At 73.8% G+C, this 22,003-nt stretch carries 21 protein-coding genes; 4 read left to right on the top strand and 17 right to left on the bottom strand.

The window, feature by feature from the left end; genetic code table 11:
* Positions 1–4 precede the first annotated feature (4 nt).
* Genes VK611_25360 through VK611_25345 form a run of 4 tightly spaced genes read right to left on the bottom strand, consistent with a single transcriptional unit; the run spans position 5 to position 3,490 of the window.
* Positions 5–1,090 (bottom strand): hypothetical protein, encoded by a 1,086-nt coding sequence (locus VK611_25360; protein ID HMG44687.1) that lies wholly within the window; start codon positions 1,088–1,090, stop codon positions 5–7.
* Entirely contained in the window at positions 1,087–1,362 is a 276-nt protein-coding gene (locus VK611_25355; GenBank protein ID HMG44686.1) for a 4Fe-4S binding protein, read from the bottom strand. The genes VK611_25360 and VK611_25355 overlap by 4 nt, the downstream gene beginning before the upstream one ends.
* Positions 1,359–1,940: a 2-oxoacid:acceptor oxidoreductase family protein gene (locus tag VK611_25350; protein ID HMG44685.1), complete on the bottom strand. Its 582-nt coding sequence runs from the start codon at positions 1,938–1,940 to the stop codon at positions 1,359–1,361. The genes VK611_25355 and VK611_25350 overlap by 4 nt, the downstream gene beginning before the upstream one ends.
* Entirely contained in the window at positions 1,925–3,490 is a 1,566-nt protein-coding gene (locus VK611_25345; GenBank protein ID HMG44684.1) for a class I adenylate-forming enzyme family protein, read from the bottom strand. The genes VK611_25350 and VK611_25345 overlap by 16 nt, the downstream gene beginning before the upstream one ends.
* Positions 3,491–3,563: 73 nt before the next feature.
* Between VK611_25345 and VK611_25340 the strand changes: the two genes are divergently transcribed.
* Positions 3,564–4,322, top strand: a complete 759-nt coding sequence (locus tag VK611_25340; protein HMG44683.1) for an enoyl-CoA hydratase-related protein — start codon at positions 3,564–3,566, stop codon at positions 4,320–4,322.
* 100 nt (positions 4,323–4,422) lie between these two features.
* On the opposite strand, the gene VK611_25335 is transcribed toward VK611_25340, so the two are convergent.
* The 10 genes from VK611_25335 to VK611_25290 form a co-directional block, all read right to left on the bottom strand.
* Positions 4,423–5,160, bottom strand: coding sequence for an SDR family oxidoreductase (locus VK611_25335; protein HMG44682.1), 738 nt, complete (start codon positions 5,158–5,160; stop codon positions 4,423–4,425).
* Between the two features lie 29 nt (positions 5,161–5,189).
* Positions 5,190–5,861: an SDR family oxidoreductase gene (locus VK611_25330; GenBank protein HMG44681.1), complete on the bottom strand. Its 672-nt coding sequence runs from the start codon at positions 5,859–5,861 to the stop codon at positions 5,190–5,192.
* Positions 5,858–6,910, bottom strand: a complete 1,053-nt coding sequence (locus tag VK611_25325) for a D-2-hydroxyacid dehydrogenase (GenBank protein HMG44680.1) — start codon at positions 6,908–6,910, stop codon at positions 5,858–5,860. Before VK611_25325 ends, VK611_25330 begins: the two co-directional genes overlap by 4 nt.
* Positions 6,907–7,923: an oligopeptide/dipeptide ABC transporter ATP-binding protein gene (locus tag VK611_25320; GenBank protein ID HMG44679.1), complete on the bottom strand. Its 1,017-nt coding sequence runs from the start codon at positions 7,921–7,923 to the stop codon at positions 6,907–6,909. The genes VK611_25325 and VK611_25320 overlap by 4 nt, the downstream gene beginning before the upstream one ends.
* Positions 7,920–8,918, bottom strand: coding sequence for an ABC transporter ATP-binding protein (locus VK611_25315; GenBank protein HMG44678.1), 999 nt, complete (start codon positions 8,916–8,918; stop codon positions 7,920–7,922). The genes VK611_25320 and VK611_25315 overlap by 4 nt, the downstream gene beginning before the upstream one ends.
* Positions 8,915–9,937, bottom strand: a complete 1,023-nt coding sequence (locus tag VK611_25310; GenBank protein ID HMG44677.1) for an ABC transporter permease — start codon at positions 9,935–9,937, stop codon at positions 8,915–8,917. The genes VK611_25315 and VK611_25310 overlap by 4 nt, the downstream gene beginning before the upstream one ends.
* Entirely contained in the window at positions 9,934–10,896 is a 963-nt protein-coding gene (locus VK611_25305) for an ABC transporter permease (GenBank protein HMG44676.1), read from the bottom strand. Before VK611_25305 ends, VK611_25310 begins: the two co-directional genes overlap by 4 nt.
* 9 nt (positions 10,897–10,905) lie before the next feature.
* Positions 10,906–12,570, bottom strand: a complete 1,665-nt coding sequence (locus VK611_25300) for an ABC transporter substrate-binding protein (protein HMG44675.1) — start codon at positions 12,568–12,570, stop codon at positions 10,906–10,908.
* A 21-nt stretch (positions 12,571–12,591) separates the two neighbouring features.
* A complete protein-coding gene (locus tag VK611_25295) occupies positions 12,592–14,316 on the bottom strand; it encodes an amidohydrolase family protein (protein ID HMG44674.1) in 1,725 nt (574 codons plus the stop codon).
* A 128-nt stretch (positions 14,317–14,444) separates the two neighbouring features.
* Positions 14,445–15,167, bottom strand: coding sequence for a TetR/AcrR family transcriptional regulator (locus VK611_25290; GenBank protein ID HMG44673.1), 723 nt, complete (start codon positions 15,165–15,167; stop codon positions 14,445–14,447).
* 112 nt (positions 15,168–15,279) lie between these two features.
* On the opposite strand from VK611_25290, the gene VK611_25285 reads away from it, so the two are divergent.
* Genes VK611_25285 through VK611_25275 form a run of 3 tightly spaced genes read left to right on the top strand, consistent with a single transcriptional unit; the run spans position 15,280 to position 18,642 of the window.
* Complete coding sequence (locus tag VK611_25285; GenBank protein HMG44672.1) at positions 15,280–16,218, top strand: LLM class flavin-dependent oxidoreductase; 939 nt, start codon at positions 15,280–15,282, stop codon at positions 16,216–16,218.
* 25 nt (positions 16,219–16,243) lie between these two features.
* Positions 16,244–17,767 carry an MFS transporter gene (locus VK611_25280; protein ID HMG44671.1) on the top strand — a complete coding sequence of 508 codons (1,524 nt, stop codon included), beginning with the start codon at positions 16,244–16,246 and terminating at the stop codon, positions 17,765–17,767.
* A complete protein-coding gene (locus tag VK611_25275; protein ID HMG44670.1) occupies positions 17,764–18,642 on the top strand; it encodes a hypothetical protein in 879 nt (292 codons plus the stop codon). The genes VK611_25280 and VK611_25275 overlap by 4 nt, the downstream gene beginning before the upstream one ends.
* Before the next feature lie 33 nt (positions 18,643–18,675).
* Here the strand turns inward: VK611_25275 and VK611_25270 are convergent, their stop codons facing one another.
* From VK611_25270 to VK611_25260, 3 genes are all read right to left on the bottom strand, one after another.
* On the bottom strand, positions 18,676–20,277 hold the full coding sequence (locus VK611_25270; GenBank protein HMG44669.1) for an ABC transporter substrate-binding protein: 1,602 nt from the start codon (positions 20,275–20,277) through the stop codon (positions 18,676–18,678).
* A 119-nt stretch (positions 20,278–20,396) separates the two neighbouring features.
* Positions 20,397–21,224, bottom strand: coding sequence for an SDR family oxidoreductase (locus VK611_25265; GenBank protein ID HMG44668.1), 828 nt, complete (start codon positions 21,222–21,224; stop codon positions 20,397–20,399).
* A partial coding sequence (locus tag VK611_25260; protein ID HMG44667.1) for a cyclase family protein occupies positions 21,221–22,003 on the bottom strand: 783 nt, incomplete at its 5' end. The genes VK611_25260 and VK611_25265, both read right to left, overlap by 4 nt.

The following is a 22,003-nucleotide window of genomic DNA, read 5'->3' as shown; positions in this document are numbered from 1 at the left end:
CTCCTCAGGCCAGGACGTCTTCGATGCGGGCCCGCATGACGTCGACGTCGAGGTCGGGGGCGATGCCGAAGCCCGACCCGTCGAGGCTCAGCCCGCCGATGAACTGCACGGGCGCCCGGCCCAGCACGGCGAGCCGCACGTCGTCGATCATCTGGCCCTGGTTGTTCTCGTACACGGCGACCGCCCGGGCGCCCTCGGCCGCCGCGGCCACGACCGCCGACGGGAACGGGAACAGCGTGATCGGCCGCACGAACCCCACCCGGTGCCCCTCGGCCCGCAGGTCCCGGGCGGCGGCCTTCACGTAGCGGGCGGGGCTGCCGAACGCCGCCACCACGACCTCGGCGTCGTCGCACGCCTCCACCTCGACCAGCGGCTCGACGGTCGCGGCCATCGTGCCCACCGCGGCGGCGACCCGGGTGAAGTAGGTCGACAGGTCGTAGCCGACGTCGTCGCGCTGCTTGTGGTCGCCCAGCGGCGACAGGAGGCGGGCGTGGCCGCTGCCCCCCGACGACCCGTCGAGCGCCCAGTCGCGGGCGGGCTCGGGGCCGAAGTCGACCGGCGCCACGTCGACTGACTGGGTGGTGTGGGCCAGGTAGTAGTCGCCGAAGAACAGCACCGGGTTGCGCCACACCTCGGCGAGGTGGAAGGCGAGCTGCATGAGCTGCACGGCCTCGGGCACGTCGGCGGGGGCGACCACGATGTGGCGGTAGTCGCCGTGGCCGCCGCCCCGGGTGGCCTGGAAGTAGTCGCCCTGGGCCCGGGCCATGTTGAGCACCACCAGGGGCAGGCGGGCCATCGTCAGCTCGGCGAGCGACTCCTGCATGAGCGACAGTCCCTGGCCGGTCGACCCGGTGGCTGCCCGGACGCCGCCGGCGGCTGCGCCCCAGGCCATGCCCACGGCCTCGATCTCGCTCTCGGCGTTCATGCACACGCCGCCGACCTCGGGCAGCTTGCGGCTCATGTGCTCGAGCACCTCGGTGAACGGCGTCATGGGGTAGCCGGCGAAGAAGCGGCAGCCGGCGACGACCATCGCCTCGGCGATCGCCTCGCACCCCTCCAGCAGGCGATGGGTGGGGGCGGGGGCGTTCACGGGCCGACCTCCAGCTCGATCGGAGTTGCGTACTTGTAGACCTGGAAGACGAAGTCAGGGCAGATCTGCGAGCAGGCCCGGCAGCCGGTGCAGCCCGGGAGCAGCTGCGGGTAGGCGTAGCCGCGGCCGTTGACCACCCCGCCCTCGGTCATCACCAGCACGCGGGGTGGGCAGGCGTCGATGCAGAGGTCGCAGCCCTTGCACAGCTCGGTGTCGATCACGACCGTGCCCCGGACGAGCACCTTGTCGCCTGCACCCGCACCCGCGCTCACGTCACCGTCTCCGGGGCGGGCCAGGCCTCGGCGACCGGGGCGGCGACCAGCTCGTAGCCGGCCCGCACGGCGCGCTCGTTGAGCTCGCGGTGCTGCCGGCGGTACTCGGGGAGGGCCTCGCCGATGCCGGTGACCAGGCCCTCGAGGTGGACCAGCCGGGTGGCCGCGGCGTAGGCGCCGATCATGACCATCGACGCCGCCATCACCGATCCGACGGTGCCGGCCAGCTCGGTGGCGGGCACCTCGACCAGGTGCAGGCCGGACCAGTCGACGGGCTTGTCGAACACGGTGGAGTTGAGCAGCACGACGCTGCCGGGGCGGAGGCGCCGCTGGGTGGGCTCCCAGTAGTCGTGGTGCATGACGATGGCCGACCAGGTGGCGGCGATCGTCGGGGGCGACTCGACCGGCCCGTCGCCGACGACGATGGTGGCGCCGGTGTCGCCGCCGCGCATCATGCCGCCGTAGCTGCCGAACAGCTGGACGTGCCGGCCCTCGGCCAGCGCCGCCAAGGTGACGACGCGGGCGGCGAGCTGGACGCCCTGACCGCCGATCCCCGTCATCATCAGCTGGCGCTCCACGGCGGCCCTCCCTCGCCTGCGTCGTCCGAAACCGCAATTGTAATGTTCAGAACGTTGTTTCCCCTCATCGACGTGTCGGCGGCGGCGATCAGGGCGGCGAGCCGGCGGCGCTGCACCTGGCCGGTCGACGGGGTGCGGGGCAGGGCGTCGGCCGCCACCACCCGGCGGGGTCGCTTGAAGCGAGCCAGCCGGTCGTGGCTCCATCCCGCCAGCTCGTCGACCGTCGGCGCCTCGTGACCCGCGGCAGGCACGACCACCGCGCACACCAGCTGCCCCCAGCTCGGGTCGGGCAGGCCCACCACCGCCACCTCGCCCACGGCCGGGTGCTCGACGACCACCGCCTCGACCTCGCCCGGCACCACGGCCTCGCCGCCGGTGCGGATCAGGTCGCCGGTGCGGCCCACGATGGTGACGAAGCCCTCGTCGTCCAGCTCGGCCAGGTCGCCGCTGCGGTACCAGCCGTCGCCGGTGAAGGCCTCGGCGTTGGCGGCCGGGTCGTCGTGGTAGCCGTCGAACACCTGCGGGCCCCGCACCTGCAGCTCCCCCTCTGCCGAGAGACGGATCTCGGTGAACGGGGCCACGGCGCCGGCGCTGCCGGGCTTCCGCTCGAGGTCGGCGTCGGCCAGCATCGTGGCGGCGCCGGTCTCGGTGGAGCCGTAGAACACCCGGATCTGGGCCTGCGGCAGGAGCTTCCGCAGCGCCGCCAGCAGGTCGGGCGGCGTGGCCGACGTACCGGTGTCGGCGAAGCGGAGGCTGCCCAGGTCGTGGTCGACCCCGGGATCCAGGGACGCCATGTGGGCGACGATCCGGCGCCACACGCCCGGGATGGCGTTGATGCGCTCGGCCCGGTGCTCGGTGACCGCGGCGCAGATGTCGGCGGCGTCGCCGGTGGTGAAGACGATCGTCCCCCGGGCGTGCCACTGCTGCAGGGCCTGGGTCCAGACGGCCATGTGGAACATCGGGTAGGGGCAGACGAACGGGCCGCGGGGCTCGACCAGGGCGCCCGGGTGCGAGCGCAGCCAGCTCACCCGGTGCGACAGCACGACGCCCTTCGACCGCCCGGTGCTCCCGCTGGTGAAGAACACGGCGTGGGTGTCGTCCTCGCTCAGCTCCGGCGCCACGAACGCAGCGCTGTCGGCGTCGTCCGGTGCCAGGTCGCTCCCCACCGCGGCGAAGGGGGCGTCGAGGCGGGCGGCGAGAGCCGGGGCGTCGGCCGCCCGTGGGCCGTCGACCAGGAGCAGCGCGGGGCGGAGCGGGGCCGCCAGCGGCTCGGCCTCGTCGACGGTGAACAGGCCGCTGACCGGGGCGTAGACGGCGCCCAGCTCGGCCAGGGCCACGAACACCGGCAGCTGGTCGAGCGTGGTGCCGGCCCAGACGACCACTCGGTCGCCCCGGCGCACGCCCCGCCGGGCCAGGGCCACCGCCACCGCCCGGCCCCGCCGGTGCAGCTCGCCGAACGTGAGCCCGGCGCCGTCGTGGACCGCGGCCACGCGGTCGGGCACCGCCGCCGCGGCGTTGCGGAACAGGTCGCGCACCAGGAGGTCAGCCACCGGCCACCGCCGTTGACTCTCCCGCCCAGAACACTGTGTACTGATCCGGGAACGCAGTTCGGAAGGAGGACCCGTGCACGGCATCACCTACGCGGTCGAGGGGCCGACGGCGCTGGTCACCATCGACCGGCCCGAGGTGCTCAACGCCCTCACCCCCGACGGCTACCGCGAGCTGCGGGCGGCGCTCGACCGCTTCGACGCCGACGACGAGCGGCGCGTCGCCATCCTCACCGGTGCCGGCGGCCGGGCGTTCTGCGTGGGATCCGACCTGCGGGTCTCGGCCGCCAAGGGCGACGACGAGCCCGTGATCGTCACCGAGGACGAGCCGCCGCCTCTGCTCCGCAAGCCCGTGATCGCCGCGATCGACGGCTACTGCCTGGGCGGCGGCCTGGAGTGGGCGCTGCAGGCCGACATCCGCATCGCCACGCCCCGGTCGACCTTCGGGCTGCCCGAACCCCGCACCGGGTCGCTCGCCGGGTTCGGCCTGCACATGCTGGCCCGGCTGGTGCCGCCCGGTGAGGCGCTCTACCTGCAGCTCACCGGCAGCCGCATCGACGCGGCGCGGGCCCTGCGCAGCGGCCTCGTGCAGGAGCTGGTGGCGCCCGACGGGCTGCTCGACCGGGCCCGCGAGCTGGCCGACGAGATCGGGCGCTGCTCCCCCGCCGCCGTCGCCGCCATCAAGGCCACGGTGCACCGCCAGGTTCGCCGCGACCTGGACGACTCCTACGCCGCGCTGCGCCCGGTGGCCGCCACCGTCGCCGCCGGCCCCGACGCCCGCGAGGGCCCGCGGGCGTTCGTCGAGAAGCGCCCGCCCCGCTGGACCGGTCGCTGAACCGCCGACCGGACGGCCGGGGCGCGACGACCACCACGAAACTTCGACACCAGCGGCGCCATAGCGACCATTCCTGTCGAAGTTTCGGTGGGGGGCGGGGTCAGAGGGCTGTGTAGCGTCCACCGCTCACCACCAGGGTCTGGCCCGTCACGTAGCGGGCGTCGTCGCTGCACAGGAACACGGCGGCGGGGGCGACGTCGAGCTCGGCGTCGCCCAGGCGGCCGAGGGCGATGCGCCCGGTGAGCGCCGGCTCCAGGGCGGGCTCGGCGGCGAAGGCCGACTCCAGCGCCGGCGACAGCGCCAGCGGGGCCAGGGCGTTCACCCGGATGCCGTCGGGGCCCCACTCGTGGGCCAGGGCCTTGACGAAGCCGCGCTGGCCGCCCTTCGCCATGGCGTAGAAGGGCAGGCGGTCGCTGCCGGCGATGCCGGCGGGCGAGGTCATCAGCAGCACGGCGCCGCGGGTGGCGCGCAGGTGCCGGTGGGCGGCCCGGGCCAGCTCGGCGGCGGCGTCGAGGGCGATCGTGCGCTGCTCGTCCCACAGCCCGAGGTCGGCCGTCTCCAGCTCGACGGGTTGGCTGGACGAGTTGCTGGCGGCGCTGTGGACGACGGCGTCGAGCCGCCCGAACCGCTCGACGGTCGCGGCAACGGCCGCCGCGGCCGCCCCGGCGCTGGTGAGGTCGCAGCCCGCCACCAGCGCCGGAGTCGGACCGCGGCGGTCGATCTCGGCGGCGACGTCGGCGGCCGCCTCGGGCCGGCGGACGGCCAGCGCCACGGAGGCCCGGGCATCCGCAGCCGCGAGCGCGACGCCCCGACCGATGCCGGACCCGGCTCCGGTCACGAGCACCACCCTCCCGGCCAGCCGCCCGGTCACGGGAGCATCAGCTCCCCGCCGTCGGTTCCCAGGGTGGCGCCGGTGAGGTGGGGGGCGTCGGGGGCGGCGAGCGTCGTGACGAGCGCGGCGATCTCGTCGGCGGCGTCGACGTCGGGGAAGGCCGTGGCGTTCACCTCGGCGGTCTGCGTCGCCGGGCCCGGCAGGCAGGCGGCGAGCGGCGGGGCGAAGGCGTTCACGGTGATGCGGTGACGACCCCAGCGTCGGGCCGCCGACTTGGCCAGCAGGCGCACGGACTCGGCCGCCGACGCCAGGGCGACGTGGCCGGTGGCCCCGGTCAGCCCCACCGACGGGCACACGAACCCGACCGTGCCGCCCCGCCCCTCGCCGGTCAGCACGGTGTAGGCGGCGTTGGCGGTCCACAGCGCCGAGGCGACCGGCCGGGCGCAGCGCTCGCGCCAGTCTTCGGCCGTGGTCTCCACCAGGGGCCGGGGCGCGCACAGGGCCTCGTCGACCTCGGCGTGGACGACCGCCGCGACCCGACGGCCGGCGGCACCCTCCACGATGGCCGTCACCAGCGGGCCCGGCCCCGCCTCGACCCCGGACACCGCGACGACCGCGGCGCCACGGGCCGCCAGGCACCCGGCGACCCGGCCGCCGAGGTGCGTCTGGGCGCCGACCACCACGATCACCGGCTGCGACGGGCTCACCGGACGCCCACCCCGGTCAGGTCGACGAGGTTGGCCAGCGGTTCGTCCCGGAGGTACCGGCGGATGTTGGCGGCGACCAGGTCGAACAGGCGGTCGTTGTAGCCCTCGGTCGACGTCGACGTGTGGGGTGACAGGACGACGCCCGCCGCGTCCCACAGCGGGTCGTCGGGCGGCAGCGGCTCGGGCTCCACCACGTCGAGCAGCGCCGCCGCCAGCTGCCCGCTCGCCAGGGCCTCGAGCAGCGCCGCCTGGTCCACCAGCGACCCGCGGGCGACGTTGCACAGCACCGCGCCCGGCTTCATCCGGGCGAACCGGGCGGCGTCGAACAGGCCCCGGGTCTCGGCCGTCTCGGGCGCCGACAGCACCACGATGTCGGCGGTCGGCAGCACGTCGTCGAGCCCGTCGGGCCCGCACAGCTCGTCGACCAGCGGCGACGTCATCCCCGGCTCGTACGACCGCCGGACGCCGACCGTCCGCACCCCGAAGGCCCGGGCCCGCACCGCCACCTCCCGGCCGATCGCCCCGAGGCCCACGATCACCATCGTCCGGCCGCCCAGGTTCCCCCCGGGCGTGTACGCCCAGCGGTGCTCCCGCTGCAGCGCCGCCAGCTCCCGGAAGCGCTTGTAGTGCTCCAGCAGCCGCCCGATCACGAACTCGGCGATCGGTGGCGCGCCCACCCCCGCCGCCATCGAGAGCACCACCCCCCGCTCGGCCAGCTGCTCCTCCCGGTACTGGCCGACGCCGGCGCCGATCGTCTGGATCCACCGCAGCCGCGGCGTCAGCTCCGCCAGGCGCCAGGGGACGTCGAGGGCGACGATCACGTCGGCCCAGGCGTACGCGGCGACGTCCTCGTCGCTGAGCGGAGGCTCGCCGGACCCGTCGCCGCCGACGAACGTGCCGCCCCGCTTGCGCGTCCGCACGGCGTCGGGGTCGAGGTAGCCCGACCCGGCCCGCAGCTCCACGGCGCCGGCAAGGTCACCCAGCCGGTCGTGCAACGCCGGGAGGTCGGGCTCGGGCGGGTAGGTGACGTACACGTGCAGTGGGGTCATCGTCCGTTCCTCGAAGCAGTGGCGACGGCGACGCTCACGTCGCTCGGATGGTGGCAGGCGACCCAGTGGTCCGGTTCTCGCTCGACCAGCTCGGGCACCTCGGCGGCGCAGCGCTCGTCGGCCCGGGGGCAGCGGGTGCGGAACCGGCACCCCGACGGCGGGTCGACCGGCGACGGCGGCTCGCCCCGCACGCCGAGCGAGCGGCCGGGGGCGTCCGGATCGGGGTCGGGGATGGAGGCGATGAGCACGTCGGTGTAGGGGTGCAGCGGGCGGCGGAACAGGTCCTCCGCCGGGGCGACCTCGCACACCTTGCCCAGGTACATCACCATCACACGGTCGCTGACGTTCTTGACCACGGCCAGGTCGTGCGCCACGAACAGCATGCTGAGGCCGTTGGCGGCCTTCACGTCCTCCAGCAGGTTGAGGATCTGAGCCTGGACCGACACGTCGAGCGCGGAGACCGGCTCGTCGCACACCAGCACCGCCGGGCCGGCGACCAGGGCGCGGGCGATGCAGAGGCGCTGGCACTGGCCGCCCGACAGCTCGGACGGGTGGCGGTCCCACACCTGGTCGGGGTCGAGGCCCACGGCCTCGAACGTGACGCGCACCCGGTCGCGGTCGGTGGGACGCACCCGGCCCGCGGCGATGGCGATCGGCTCGCTGACCAGCTCGTGGGCGCGTCGCCGGGGGTTCAGCGACGACAGCGGGTCCTGGAAGATCATCTGCAGCCGGGAGCGGACGGCCCGGAGGCTCCGGCGGTCGAGCTGCGTCAGCTCGACGCCCTCCAGACGGACGCTGCCGGCGGTCGGGCGGGGCAGCTGCAGCAGCGCCCGGCCCAGCGACGACTTGCCGCAGCCGGACTCGCCGACGATGCCCAGCGTCTCGCCGGCCGTCAGGTCGAGGCTCACGCCCGACACGGCCTGCACCACCGGCCCGCGCCGGCCGTCGCCGTGCTCCACCACGATCCCCTCCGCCACCAGCAGGGGCTCGGCGTCGCGCAGGGGCGCGGTCACGCCGGTACCCCGTCGGCGTCGAGCACCGGGTGGTGGCACGCCACCAGGTGGGGCGCCTCCGCCGGACCGACGTCGACCAGCGGCGGGGCGGCCGCACACGAGTCGGTGGCGTGGGCGCAGCGGGGGGCGAAGGCGCAGGCCTCGCCCACCGAGGTGAGGTCCGGCGGCCGCCCGGCGATCGCCTGCAGGCGGGTGTGGGGCGCCGACTCCAGCCGGGGGGCGGAGCGCAGCAGCGCCCGGGTGTACGGGTGCCGGCTGCGCCGGTGCAGGGTCCGCACGTCCGACGCCTCGGCCACCCGCCCGCCGTACATGACCACTACCCGCTCGCAGTGCCGGTTGACCAGCGCCAGGTCGTGGGTGATGAACAGCGTGGCCATCCCGGTGTCGGACGTGACGGCGTCGAGCAGCTCGAGGATCTGCTGCTGCACGGTCACGTCGAGCGCGGTGGTCGGCTCGTCGGCGATCAGCAGCTGGGGCCGGCACGCCAGCGCCAGGGCGATGCACACCCGCTGGCACTGCCCGCCGGACAGCTCGTGCGGGTAGCGGTCGAGCACCCGGCGGGGGTCGGGGATGCCGACCTCGCCCAGCAGCTCGGCGGCCCGCGCCACGGCATCCTTCCGCCCCAGGCTCAGGTGCAGCCGCAGGTGCTCGACCAGGTGCCGCCTGATGCTCTTCACCGGGTTCAGCGACGTGGTCGGGTCCTGGAAGACCATGGCGATCCGGGTGCCCCAGTACCGCCGGCGCTCCTCCGGCGGCAGCGCCCGCAGGTCGACCCCGTCGAAGCCCACCTGCCCCGACACCGAGGCGTTCGGCTCGGCGTCGATGAGGCCCATCAGCGTCCTGACCAGCACCGACTTGCCCGACCCCGACTCGCCCACGATCCCGAGGGTCTCCCCCGCCGCCAGCGACAGCGACACCCCGTCGACCGCCCGCACCAGGCCCCGGGGCGTGTGGAACGTGGTCCGCAGGTCGGTGACCTCCAGCAGGCTGCTCATCGCTCCCCCAGCCCGCCGTGACGCAGGCGCTCGGCCACCCGGTTCAGCGCCAGCACAGTGAGGATCAGCACGCACCCGGGGACCAGCACCAGGTGCGGGTTGTCGACCGACGCCCCCGCCCGGCCCTCGGCGATCATGTTCCCCCACGACGGCCGGGGCGGCGGGATGCCCAGCCCCAGGAAGCTCAGGGCCGCCTCGGTCACGATCATCAGCGGCACCAGCACCAGCCCGTACGACACCGACGGCAGCACCACGTTGGGCAGCAGCTCCCGGAAGACGATCCGCCGCGGCGACGCCCCCAGCGACTCGGCCGACAGCACGAACTCCCGCTGCACCACGGCCAGCGTGTTGCCCCGCGCCAGCCGGATGTTGATGGGCACCAGCAGGAACCCGAACGCCAGCACGAACGTGAGCGACGTCCGGGGCGCCACCGACGCCACCGCCAGCAGGAGGATCAGCGGCGGGAAGGCCAGCACGGTGTCGGCCACCACCCGCACCGCGCTGTCGACCGGTCCCCGCAGGTAGCCGGTGACCAGCCCGATCGTGCCGCCGACGACGATCCCGATCGCCACGCCCCCGAGCGACACCACCAGCGAGACGCGGGCGCCCTCCAGCACCCGGGCGAGCAGGTCGAGCCCGTAGGCGTTGGTGCCCAGCGGGAACGTCCGGCCCAGGTCGGGCCGCAGGAGCGGGACGACGTCGAGCGTGCGGGACGCGTTCGACTCCTCGCCCAGCGGCAGCAGCGGCGCCACCAGCGCGCCCACCCCGATGAGCCCCAGCCAGGTGACCGCCGCCCAGTACGCCGCCGGCCACTCCGGCCCCTTCGCCCACGCCGCGAGCGCCCGGTAGGCGCGGTACAGGACACCGGCGCCGGCCAGCGTCAGCACCACCCGCAGCCACATCGCCCCGCCCGAGGACAGGCCCGCCGTCCCGGCGACCACGGCCACCAGCCCCGCCGCGGCCGGCACCGCGCCCCGCACCCACGACGGGACCTCCGCGAGCGGGGTCGCGACCGTCATGCCCGCGCCCTTCGCACCCGCGGGTCGAGCCACGCGTAGGCCGTGTCGACCACCGCGTTCGACAGCACGTAGAGCACCGCGATCACCAGCACCCCGCCCTGCACCAGCGGCACGTCGCCGCTGAGTGCCGCCCGGGCGATCATCGTCCCCAGGCCCGGCAGCGTGAACAGCGCCTCCACCACCACGGCCGCCCCCACGAGCTGGCCCATCTGCACACCGACCAGCGTGATGATCGAGAAGGCCGACGGCCGCAGCGCGTCGCCCAGCAGCACCCGCCACGGCGAGCGGCCTCGGGCCCGGGCGGCGGCGATGAAGTCCTGCGACAGGGTGTCGAGCAGGTCGCTGCGGAGCACCCGGAAGAACCCGGGGAAGATCGTCATCGCCACGGCGACGGTGGGCAGCGCGGCGTGGCGCAGGTTCTCCACGATCCCCTCGTCGGACGTGATCCGCACCCACTCCAGCCGGGGGAACAGCTCCCACGTCTGCACGAACAGCAGCACCAGCACCAGGGCCGCGAGGAACGGCGGGGTGGAGATCGACGCGTAGCTCGCCGCCGTCGCCGCCCGGTCGACCCGCCCGGCCGGGTGTGCCGCCGACCACAGCGCCAGCGGCACGGCCACCAGCAGGGCCAGGGCCAGCGCCATGGCCGCCAGCTGCAGGCTCACCGGCAGCCCGGCCAGCACCCGGTCGACGACCTCCGGCCGGCCGGGCCCGAGCGAGGTGCCCAGGTCGCCGTGCACGGCATCGCCCAGCCAGTTGGCGTAGCCCTCGAGGACCGGCCGGTCGAGCCCGAGCTCGTGGCGGAGCTCGTCGTACTGCTCCTGCGGCCGGTCCTTGCCGAGGATGGCGACGGTGGGGTCACCCGGGGTCAGCGACGTGAGCATGAAGGTGGCGAAGCTCGACAGCAACAGGACCGCGAGCAGCTCCACCAGCCGCCGGACCACCGGGTGACGCCCCACCGCCGGGGGTTACTCCGCCAACCAGGCGTCGGAGAGGATCACCATCGTCGCCGAGGTGGGCACGATGCCGTGGACGTCGTCGGTCCAGGCGACGAGCTCGCGGACCGCGGCGAGCGGCAGCGCCGGCATCGACTCCGTCCAGATCTCCTGGATGGCGTCGATGGCCGCCTTCTCGGCGTCGGCGTCGGTGGCGACCTCCAGGCCGTCGAGCTCCGCCTGCACGGCATCCCGGTCGCCGTAGTTCTCGGCGTAGCCGGAGGGGCCGTTGAAGAAGACGTCGAGCTCCTGCAGCGGCGCCGCGTCGACGGTGTTGTTGCCCCAGCACGCCAGGTCGTAGGCGTGGTCGGTCTGCACCAGCGGGACGACGTCGCCGATCGACGCCTTCTCGTCGATGGTCACGTCGAAGCCCACGGCCTCGAGCTGGGCCTCCAGCGTGATCGAGGCGACCTGCCGGTCGGCAGCGGCGTCGCAGAGGATGCTGATGGCGCCGTCGTAGCCGTCGGCCTTGGCCGCGTCCAGCAGCTCGGTGGCCTCGGCGGTGCTCGCGGCCCCGTCGACCGCCAGCGACGACGTGTCCCAGATCGACGACGAGGGGAACATCGCCTTGCTCCAGATGCCCAGGCCGTCGTTCACCCGCTCGTTGAGGTCGTCGGTGTCGACGGCCAGAGCGACCGCCTCGCGCACCCGGGGGTCGGCGGTCGGTCGTCCGTCCCGGGAGTTCATCAGCAGCAGCTCGCCGAAGTTCTGCACCTCGACGTAGCCGCCGTAGCCCTCGTCGAGGGCGTCGCCGATCACGCCGGCGTTGCGGATGAAGCCGGCGTCGAAGTCGCCCGACGTCATGCCGGCCAGCCGGTCGGCGTCGCCGCTGAGCACGGGCACGAAGCGCACCTCGTCGAGCGGCGGCCTGCCGCCCCAGTAGTCGTCGCGGGCCGTCAGCACCAGCTCCTCGCCGTCACTGAACCGCTCCAGCGTGAAGGGCCCGGCGCCGACGGGGTTGGTGGCGAAGTCGTCGCCCGCGGCCTCGGCGGCCGTCGGGGACACCACCAGCCCGAGCGAGTTGGTGAGCACGAACGGGAACCGCACCCACGGCTCGCGGGTGGTGAAGACCACCGTGAGGTCGTCGGGCGTCTCCATCGACTCGATGCGGGCGATCAGGCCCACCGCGGCGGGCGACTGGCGCTCGTTGGCCCGGTTGATGCTGTAGACGACGGCTTCCGAATCGAGCGGCGTGCCGTCGCTGAAGGTCACGTCGGGCCGCAGCTTCAGGGTCCACTCGGTGCTGTCGTCGTTGCTCTCCAGCGACTCGGCCAGCTGGGGCTCGAAGGTGTCGGTCTCGGCGTCCCAGCGCATGAGCACGTCGTACAGGGCGACCAGGGCGGTGCCGTTGGCGACGCCCGAGATGTTGCCGTCGGCCGGGTCGAGCGACGACGCCTGGAACCACACGGCCATGTCGAGCGTGCCGCCCTCCGTGGGCTCGCCGCCGTCGTCGGTGATGCCGACCAGCCCGCTCTTGCCGGGCAGGTCGACCGCGGCGGCGCTGCTGTCCCCGTCGTCGCCTCCGTTGCCGTCCCCGCCGGACGACGACGTGCCGTCGTCGCCGCAGGCGGCGGACAACGTGCACGCGACCAGCGCGACGCCGAGAAGGCGGCGCGCCGGACTACGACCGTGTCGCATGATGGATCCCTCCGAGTTGGTTCAGGCCGGGGCTGTCGTGGCCGCCGCGGGCGTCGAGGGGCGTCGACCGTCGAGGAGCCGGCCCGAGCGGGCTGCCGCCGGCGCGTCGTCCTCGATCGTGACCTGGCCGTTCACCACGACGTACCGGTAGCCGCGGGCGCGTTGCACCCGCCGCCACTCGCCTCCCGGGTAGTCGTGCACGACCTCGTCCGGCAGGATCTCCAGCCGGTCGTAGTCGTAGACGACCAGGTCCGCGGCCATTCCCTCGGCGATCACGCCACGGCCTGTGAACCCGGCACACATTGCTGGATAGGCGCTGAGGCGCCAGTGGGCGTCCTCGAGGGACACCCAGGCGTAGTCGCGGACGAAGTCCACGAGGAACTCGGTCGTGAACCGGCCGAGCGTCGAGTACTTGGTGTGGGCGCCGCCGTCGGAGATGCCGGGCAGCACGGTCGGCTCGTCGATCAGCTCCTTGAGGAGCGACCGGTTGGTGTTGAGCCCCTCGACGTAGAACTCGGTGCGCAGCCCGTCCTGCACGACGATGTCGCAGAAGGTGTCGACCAGGTCCTTGCCGACCGCGGCGGCGACGTCCTTCAGCTTCAGCTCGTCGAAGCGGGCGGTCGCCTCCGACTTGCCCCGGTACACCACCCACTCGGGCATCGGGGGCAAGGCCTCCGACTCGGGGATGAGCTCCTTCATCTTGCGGCGCACGTCGGGGTCGGAGAGCTTGCGGAGCTTCTCCTCCAGCGGGCCCGACGTGGCGTCCTGCCAGGCCGGCACCCGGTCCCAGGTGCCGGAGCCGAACTCGTCGGCCACCGAGAACACCAGGCCGGCGGCGCTGATCAGGCCCTGGCCGACGATGCGGAGGCCGCGGTCGTGGCAGCTGCGCAGCCAGACGAGCGCCTCGCGGTGCCGGTTGGGCTCGCGGTCGGTGGTGAGCACCGAGTTCCAGAGGATCGGGCGCCCGCTGACCTCGGCCAGCTGCTCCAGGATGTGGGCGTCGGAGATCTTGGCGCTGTACTCGACGAAGCCGGCGTTGCGGCGGGCGAGCACCTCACCGAAGGCCATCAGCGTCTCGACGTGCATCACGTCGGTGGGCATGGGCGTGCCGTCGTAGTCGCGCTGGCCGCCCTGCAGGCCCTTGCGCTGCAACGAGAAGCCGCAGGCGCCGGCCTCCATGGCCTCGTCGACCATCCGCACCATCTCGGCGGTCTCGGCCTCGGTGGGCTTGTCGCCGGCCTTGGCCCGCTCCAGGCCCAGCGTCCACACCAGCAGCGGGTTGAGCGGCACGAAGGCGGCCACGTTCACGGCCTTGGGGGTGCGGCGCAGGCTGTCGAGGTACTCGGGGAAGCTCACCCAGTCCCAGGGCAGGCCCTCGGCCATCGCCGCCAGGGGCACGGCCTCGGTGCGGACCATCGACATCATCGCCCGCTCCCGGCCCTCGGGGGCGACGGGGGCGAAGCCGAAGCCGCAGTTCCCGACGGCCACCGACGTGACGCCGTGCCAGCCGGAGATCGAGCAGTGCGGGTCCCAGAAGACCTGTGAGTCGTAGTGGGTGTGGAGGTCGACGAAGCCGGGGGCGACGTGGGCGCCGCGGGCGTCGAGCACCTCGGCGGCATCGCCCGTGGACAGACGGCCGATCTCGGCGATGCGGCCGTCGACGATGCCGATGTCGGCCCGGTACCGCGGGGTGCGGGCGCCGTCGAAGATCAGCCCGTCCTTCACCACAACGTCGAACCGCCGCACCTGCGTCCCCCCTGTCGCACTCGCTTCGTTCCCGCAGAACGCTGTTTCGGCAACCTAAACCATTGGTTCGGCCCGTGCAAGCGTTGTAGCGATGCCCGCTCGGAGGGTGCCTCCCGGGCGGGGTCGGGTCAGCCGGGGTCGGCGCCGATGCCCCGCAGCGCGAAGGTGGCCACCCGCTGGATCTCGGCCTTCGAGGGCGTCGTCAGCTCCCGCAGGTGCCGGTCCATCAGGCCGTGGGTGGTCAGGTACACCAGCGTGGCGTCGTAGGCCGGGTTCGCCGACGTGGCCTGGCCGGCCTCCACCGCCCGCTCGATCGCCCCCCGCAGCAGGCTCTCGAGCAGCTCGACCGACTCGCGGTGCTCACCCGGGTACTGCTCCTGCAGGTGCCCCAGGCTGCGGGCGAACGGCCGGGTACGGGCGGCGGCCTTCGGATCGCGCGCCTGGTTCAGCGTGCCCTCCACCCAGGCCCGCACCTCCTCCAGCGGGTCCTTCGCCTTGCTCATCTGGTGCTCGAGGTAGGCGGCGAGACGGCGCCTCCCGTCATCGAGGAGCACCAGCATCAGCTCGTCCTTCGACTGGAAGTGCCGGTAGAAGACCTGCGTCGACACGCCGGCCTCGGTGAGGATCTCGCGGATCTTCGGGTTGACGCTGCCGGCCCGCTCGATCACCCGGTAGGTGGCCTCGACCAGCTTGTCGACCTCCTGCTGGGCGGCGGCGTAGCGCCCCGCCACCGTCCGGTCGATCGTCCGCTCCACCAGCGCCCGACTCGCCCGAGGAGCCCGCTCGCCCTCGCTCGGGAGCTCGCTGAAGCTCGGCTTCGGCGTCGCTCGGCTCCGACCCTGCTTCACCATGATCGCTCCCCTGTGTCGTCCGCGCGGTTCGGCGCAGTGTAGGAGATCAGCGCTTTCTGCCAACGGAACGCCGTATCCCAGGCGACGACGATCTGATCTAGCCTGCCGGCCCATGCCGCGGGCACCGGTGCACTTCGGGGTGACGCTCCCCCAGATCAAGCGGACGTGGGCCGAGGCGCACGACGCCGCGGTCGAGCTCGAGGCGCTCGGCTTCGACTCGCTGTGGGTGTGCGACCACCTGCAGGGCGTCCCGGCCCCGCAGCTCGACATCCTCGAGGCGTGGACGCTGCTGGGCGCGGTGGCCGCCGTCACCTCCCGGGTGGAGCTGGGCACGCTGGTCACCCCGCCCGGGTTCCGACCCGCCGCCGTGCTGGCCAAGCAGGCCGCCACCGTCGACGCCGTCGCCGGCGGGCGGGTGGTCGTCGGGCTGGGCTCGGGGTGGGCGGAGCGGGAGTTCGCCGCCTACGGGCTGCCGTTCCCGTCGGTGCCCGAGCGCATGGAGGCACTGGCCGAGACCGCGGTGCTGCTGCGGCGTCTGTGGACCGAGGAGCGGGTGACGTTCTCCGGCCGCTGGGTGCAGGCCGACGACGCCTGGTGCCAGCCGAAGCCGCCGCGGCGGCTACCGCTGCTGGTGGGCGGCTCCGGCGAGCGGCTCCTGCTGCGGGTGGCGGCCGAGCACGCCGACATCTGGAACAACACCTCCACCACCCAGGGCGAGCTGGGGCACAAGATCGAGGTGCTGCGACGGCACTGCGCCGCGGTGGGCCGCGACCCCGACGAGATCACCGTGTCGCAGCAGTGCAACGTCGTGCTGGCCGCCGACGAGGACACCGCCCGGGAGGCGCTGGCCAAGGCGGCCCGGCTCTACGGGCCCGAGGTCGGCGCCGGGCTGGAGCGCCACGGCATCTGGGGCACGCCGGACCAGGTGATCGCCGCCATCGAGCGCCACATCGCCCTGGGCTGCCGCCACTTCGTGATGGAGCTCTTCGGCCGCGACACCCGCATCCCCGCCCGCCTCTTCGCCACCGAGGTCCTCCCCGCCTTCCGCTGACACAAGCAAGCGCTAGGCTGAGTGGGTGACGGCGGGGGTCGACGAGTCGGAGGACGAGAGGGCCGACGAGGTCCACCGGCGGCGGTGGGCGACGCTGGTGGTGCTGTGCCTGGCGATGCTGCTGATCATCGTCAACAGCTCCAGCCTCAACGTCGCCCTGCCCACGCTGGCGCGGGAGCTGGACGCCAGCAGCGCCCAGCTGCAGTGGATCGTGGCCGCCTACTCGCTGGTGTTCGCCGGGCTGCTGTTCTCCTGCGGCACCCTCGGCGACCGCTACGGCCGCAAGGGCACCTTCCAGCTGGGCCTCGTCCTGTTCGCGCTGGCCGCCGGCGTGGCGAGCCTGTCGTCCGAGGCCTGGCACGTCATCGCCTGCCGGGGCGCGATGGGCCTGGCCGCGGCGCTGATCATGCCCTCGACGCTGTCGATCCTCGTGGGCGTGTTCCCGACCCACGAGCGCCCGAAGGCCATCGCCGCCTGGGCCGGCGTCACCGGGGTGGCCGGCACGATCGGCCCGCTGGGCTCCGGCTTCCTGCTGGAGGACCACTCGTTCCCGGCGGTGTTCCTGATGAACCTGCCGATCGGCGCGCTGGCGCTCCTGGGGTCGGTGTGGCTGGTCCCCCGCTCGCGCGACCCGCACGGCACCGCGCTCGACCCGGTCGGGGCGGGCCTGTCGATCGTCGCCCTCACCGGCTTCGTCTACGGGCTGGTGATCGGCCCCGACGCCGGGTGGACCGCGCCGACCACGCTCGCGATCTTCGCCGCGGCGCTGACCGCGGGCGTCCTGTTCGTGCGGTGGGAGCTGCGCCACCCGGCGCCCATGCTCGACGTGCGCCTGTTCCGGAACCCGGCGTTCAGCACCGGCACCGCCGGGATGACCACGGCGTTCCTGGCGCTGTTCGGGTCGACGTTCCTGCTCGCCCAGCACTTCCAGCTGGTGGCCGGGTACAGCCCGCTGTCGACGGCGCTGCGGTTCCTGCCCTCGGGAGCGACGCTGGTCGTCGTCTCCGCGTTCACCCCCCGCCTGGTGCGGCGCTGGGGCGCCCACCGCACGGCCGGCGCGGGGATGGGCCTGGTGGCGCTGGCGATGGCGCTGCTCCTGCCGCTGCGCTCCGACTCGCCGTTCGCCCTGCTGCTGGCGAGCATGGTGGTGTTGCTGACCGGCCTGGCGCTGGTGATCTCACCGCTGACCGCCGCGGTGATGTCGACGGTGCCCGCCGACCGGCCGGGCGCGGCGTCGGCCACCAACAACAGCACCCGCGAGCTGGGCGGCGCCGTGGGCGTGGCGCTGCTGGGCAGCTGGTCGAGCGCCTACTACGGCCACGCGATCCAGGGCGCGATCGCGGGCCTGCCGCCCGACCAGCAGGCGACCGCGGCCAGCTCGCTGGGCAACGCCCTCGACGTCGCCGCCCGGCTGCCGGCGGGCGCGGCCCACACCCTGACCCTCGACGCCCAGCAGGCGTTCGTCGAGAGCCTGCGGCTGGCCGCGGCGCTGCCGCTGGTGCTCGCGGTCGTGGTGGGCGTGCTGGTGTGGAGGCACCTCCCCCGATGACCCACTTCACCCGTGACGAGCTGGACCGGCTGGCCCGGACGCCCGAGCAGGAGATGGCCGACGCCCTGGCCGACGGACCCGCGGCCGCCCGGGCGACCTACGACGCCGTGGAGCGCCGCTTCCGGGGCGGCCTGCGGGGCTTCGCCCGCTGGGAGGCCGGCAGCCTGGCGGCGCTCGCCGCGGCGGCCGCCGTGGACCCGGGCGCCGTCGACCGCCTGCAGGCGCTGGCCACCACCGAGGCCTGGCGGATCGCCGCCCACAACGGGGTGACCGCCGGCGACGAGGCCGTCGTGACCGCCCGCCACGGCGAGGCCGTCGAGGCCAGCGCCTCCGACACCACCGACGCCGCCGCGGCGCTGGCCCTCTACCGGCGGATCGAGGGCAGCTTCCTGCGCCTCCACGACGCCCACCGCGACACGGTGTCGGCGATCTGGTCGGCGCTGCACGAGGTGGCGGGCCGGGAGGGCCTCGAGGCCTGCCTCCGGCAGCTGGCCGACGAGACGCTGCTGGTGTGGATGGCCCGCGACCTGCCCCTGCCCTTCGAGGACCGGGTGCGGGAGTGGGCCACGGTGCTGACCGCCAACTTCGCGCGGGTGCGGATCGACGAGCACCCCGACCGGGTGACCTTCGTGCAGGACCCCTGCGGCACCTGCACCCGCCAGATCCTCGACGCCGGCGACCCGCTCCCCGCCATCGCCCCGTGGGCCCCCGTGCAGGTGGGCCACGACGACGTACCCCTCTACCGGGCGCACGTCGGGCTGATGCACTGGCTGATGCCGACCGAGCGGCTCGGGCACCCGTGGCCCGAGATCCGCTGCCCGACCGGCAGCGGCACGGGCCCCTGCCGGATCGACCTCCTGCGCACCCCCGCCTGAACGGCGGGAGTGCGCAGTCAGTCCGTCAGGCCGTCAGTCCACCCAGGCCTCGTTGAACAGCAGCATGGCGTTCACGGTGGGGTGCACGTTGTGCACGCTGTCCACCCACGCCAGCAGCTCGGGGTTGTGCGACCAGACGATGCCGGGCACGTCCGTGTTGATGAGCTCCTGCACCCTGCCGATGACCTCCTTGGTCGCCTCCGGGGTGTCGGCGGCGGCCAGCTCGGTGAGCAGGGCGTCCATCTCGTCGCTCTTGTACTGGGCGGTGTTCTGCACCGCGGTGCTGCCGAACTTCTTGCTGAGCTCGACGTAGGGCTCCGACTCGTCGAGGGCGTAGCCCGTGGGCGACATGTCGTAGTTCCGGTCGACGTTCACCGTCCGGAGCTGGTCGCCGACGGTGGCCGGCTGGGTGAGCTCCACCTCGAAGCCGACGTCCTCGAGCAGCGCCTGCAACGCCAGGCCGGCGTTGTTCCAGGGAGGCGTGGCGCTGGCCACGATCTCCACCTTGCCGTCCCAGCCCTCGCTCTTGGCCTCCTCGACCAGCTCGCGGGCCTTGTCGGGGTCGTACGGGACGCCCTCCACGTCGGCGAACCACCGCGAGCCCTCGCCGTACAGCGACGAGCTGGCGACACCCTTGCCGCCCCACGTGCGCTGGTTGAGCACCTCGGGGTCGGTGGCGGAGGCGATCGCCTGGCGCACCTTCAGCTCCGACGTGGGCCGGGCCGTGTCGCCGACGTTCAGGATCGACACGCCGCCGCTGTAGTTGACGCGCAGCCAGCCGGCCATGCCGTCGTCGATGGCCTTGGTCGACACCTGCGGCTCGCCGAGCAGCGCCACCTGGAAGGTGCCCGAGTTCAGGGCGTCGAGGTTGGCCTCGGCCCCGGCCAGGTACTTGAAGGTGAGCGTGTCGATGTTCGGCTTGCCGGCCCAGTAGTCGTCGCGGGCCTGCAGGACGATCTCCTCGCCCGGTGCGTACTTCTCGACGGTGTAGGGCCCGGCGCCGATGGGCGACTTGCCGTACTCCTCGCCGGCCGCGGCCGAGTCGGGGTGGGTGATCATCCCGGGGTGGAAGGCCAGCACGTACGGGAAGCCCGCCCACTCCTTGTTGAGCGTGAACTCGACGGTGAGCGGCCCCGTGACCTCGATCGAGTCGACGTTGTCGTTGATGAGGAAGGCGCTGCGGCCCTCGGCGGCCTGCCGGTCGAGGCTGGTCTTCACCACCTCGGCGTCGAGCGGAGTCCCGTCCGAGAACGTCACGTCGGGTCGCAGCTCGAGCGTCCACACGGTGTTGTCGTCGTTCGCGGTCAGCGACTCCGCCATCTGCGGCACGTACTCGTCGGCCACCGGGTCGTAGCGGATGAGCACGTCGAAGATGGCCGCCATCTCCGTGCCGCCGGCGTAGCCGGTCCCCGCCGACAACACGGGGTCGAGGCTCAGCGCCTCGGAGAACACCCCCATCGTGAGCGACCCGCCCGCGACGGGGTCGCCGCCGGCGTCGTCGCCCCCGTTGACGAAGCCGGAGCTGAGCGGCTCGGCACCGGAGGTGTCGCTCCCCCCGTTGCCCGATCCGCCGGATCCGGTATCGGTGTCGTCGTCCCCACAGGCGCCGGCGATGAGCGCCAGCGCTGTGATCACGGCGACGACCCGAGCTGTCGTTCGGAACCTTGTCGTCATTGCCCCTCCTGCAGTGCGTTGATCAAGCGGTTGCTTTGTTGTCTTGTGCGGCGTTCTTCCCGGCGAGGACTGGACATGTGTCAGCCGTCGAGCCGGGCGCCCGGCGCGTGGGTCGCGTAGCCGGGGACGTGGTTGATGGTGCCGCCGTCGACCACCAGCACCTGGCCGGTGATGTACGACGACTGGTCGGAGGCCAGGAACAGCACCGCGTCGGCGATGTCGTCGGGGCGGCCGGGCCGGGCGACGAGCCGGTCGGCGGCCGAGTCGGCCAGGTACTGCGGCGACAGGTCGCGCTCGGCGTTCTCGGTGAGCACCAGGCCGGGCGCCACGGCGTTGCAGCGCACGTCGCTGCGGCCGTAGGTGGTGGCCACGTACTCGGTGAGGGCGTTGAGCCCCGCCTTCGAGACGCCGTAGGCCACCTGGTTCCAGCGACCCCGCAGGGCGCCGATCGTGGAGATGTTGACGATCGCGCCCTTCGACGCGATCAGGTGCGGCAGGGCGTGGCGGCAGGCCACCATCGGCCCGAAGAGGTTCACGTCGAACGTGCGGTGCCACACCTCGAACGGCACGTCGACCACGTCGCTGTCGCGGCCCAGCGTCGCCGGGTCGAGCGCGGCGGCGTTGTTCACCAGGATGTCGAGCCGCCCGAACGCGTCGACGGCGGCGGTGACGAACCCGGCTGTGGCATCGGGGTCGGCGACGTCGGCCGCCACCGCCACCACCCGGTGCCCCTCGCCCGCCAGAGCGGCCTCGACCTCGGCCAGCGCGTCGCCGTCGATGTCGACCATCAGGACCGACGCGCCCTCCCGGCCCAGCCGGCGTGCGGTCGCCAGCCCGATGCCCCGGGCCGCGCCCGTGACGATGGCCGCTCTGCCGGCCACCGCGCCCCCCGCCGTGGGAGTGCTCACGTGATCGCCACCGCCTGGGCGGGCGAGCCGAGGCCACCGCGCACGTGCAGCGGCACTGACACCAGCAGGAAGGCGTGGTCGCCGCGCTCGGCGCACGCGTCGGCCAGCGGGTCGAGCACCCACAGCTCGCCCAGCGGCAGGCCCAGCAGCGGCAGCAACCGGGCGTGGAGCTGGAACGCGAGGGTCGGGTCGTCGGTCGGGAAGGCCTCGACGGTCAGGTTGTCGGCGGCCAGCGCGGCGAGGTGGAGGTCCCAGAGGTAGGCGGCCATCTCCTCGCGGTTGTCGAGCCCGGGGTTGGCCTGGTTGCGGGGCTCGATGAGGCGCTCGCGCTCGGCGTCGTCCTGGGCCATCAGGTGGCCGACCCAGCCGGTGCGCAGCAGCAGCACGTCGCCCGGCTCGACCACGGTGCCCTGAGCCTCCAGCGTCGACGCCAGGTCGGCGACGGTGATCACGTCGTGGCCGGTCGGGTCGAGCGGTCGGCCCTTCGCGGCGCGCCAGCGGGCCACGTCGGCCAGCACGGCGCGCCCCACGACGCCCCGCTCGGCCCAGCGGTCGACGCCCAGCCGGGCGCCCTCCTCGCCGTGGATGTCGGCGTCGGCGACGCCGTTGTAGTTGCCGTGCTCGGGGTGCCGGAAGTGGGCCAGCCCGTCCCACTGGGTGCTGCCCTGGAGCCACAGCGTCTCGAGGTAGTCGTCCCGGCCCACTGACCCGGTCGACAGGTCGTCGCCCAGGCCCGGCTGGAAGTCGTGCTTCTCGTGGCCCACGTAGAGGATCTGGTG

Source organism: Acidimicrobiales bacterium (assembly GCA_035316325.1).
GTDB lineage: Bacteria > Actinomycetota > Acidimicrobiia > Acidimicrobiales > VFJN01 > DASXTK01.
Note: the sequence above shows the minus strand (reverse complement) of the source record. Positions and strands in the feature narration are given on the sequence as shown.

Bases quoted from the DNA above. Each gene is read 5' to 3' on its own strand.
- VK611_25315 (HMG44678.1), bottom strand. From the start codon at position 8,918: ATGAGCAGCCTGCTGGAGGTCACCGACCTGCGGACCACGTTCCACACG.
- VK611_25300 (HMG44675.1), bottom strand. From the start codon at position 12,570: ATGCGACACGGTCGTAGTCCGGCGCGCCGCCTTCTCGGCGTCGCGCTG.
- VK611_25325 (HMG44680.1), bottom strand. From the start codon at position 6,910: ATGACCCCACTGCACGTGTACGTCACCTACCCGCCCGAGCCCGACCTC.
- VK611_25285 (HMG44672.1), top strand. From the start codon at position 15,280: ATGCCGCGGGCACCGGTGCACTTCGGGGTGACGCTCCCCCAGATCAAG.
- VK611_25275 (HMG44670.1), top strand. From the start codon at position 17,764: ATGACCCACTTCACCCGTGACGAGCTGGACCGGCTGGCCCGGACGCCC.
- VK611_25310 (HMG44677.1), bottom strand. From the start codon at position 9,937: ATGACGGTCGCGACCCCGCTCGCGGAGGTCCCGTCGTGGGTGCGGGGC.
- VK611_25290 (HMG44673.1), bottom strand. From the start codon at position 15,167: ATGGTGAAGCAGGGTCGGAGCCGAGCGACGCCGAAGCCGAGCTTCAGC.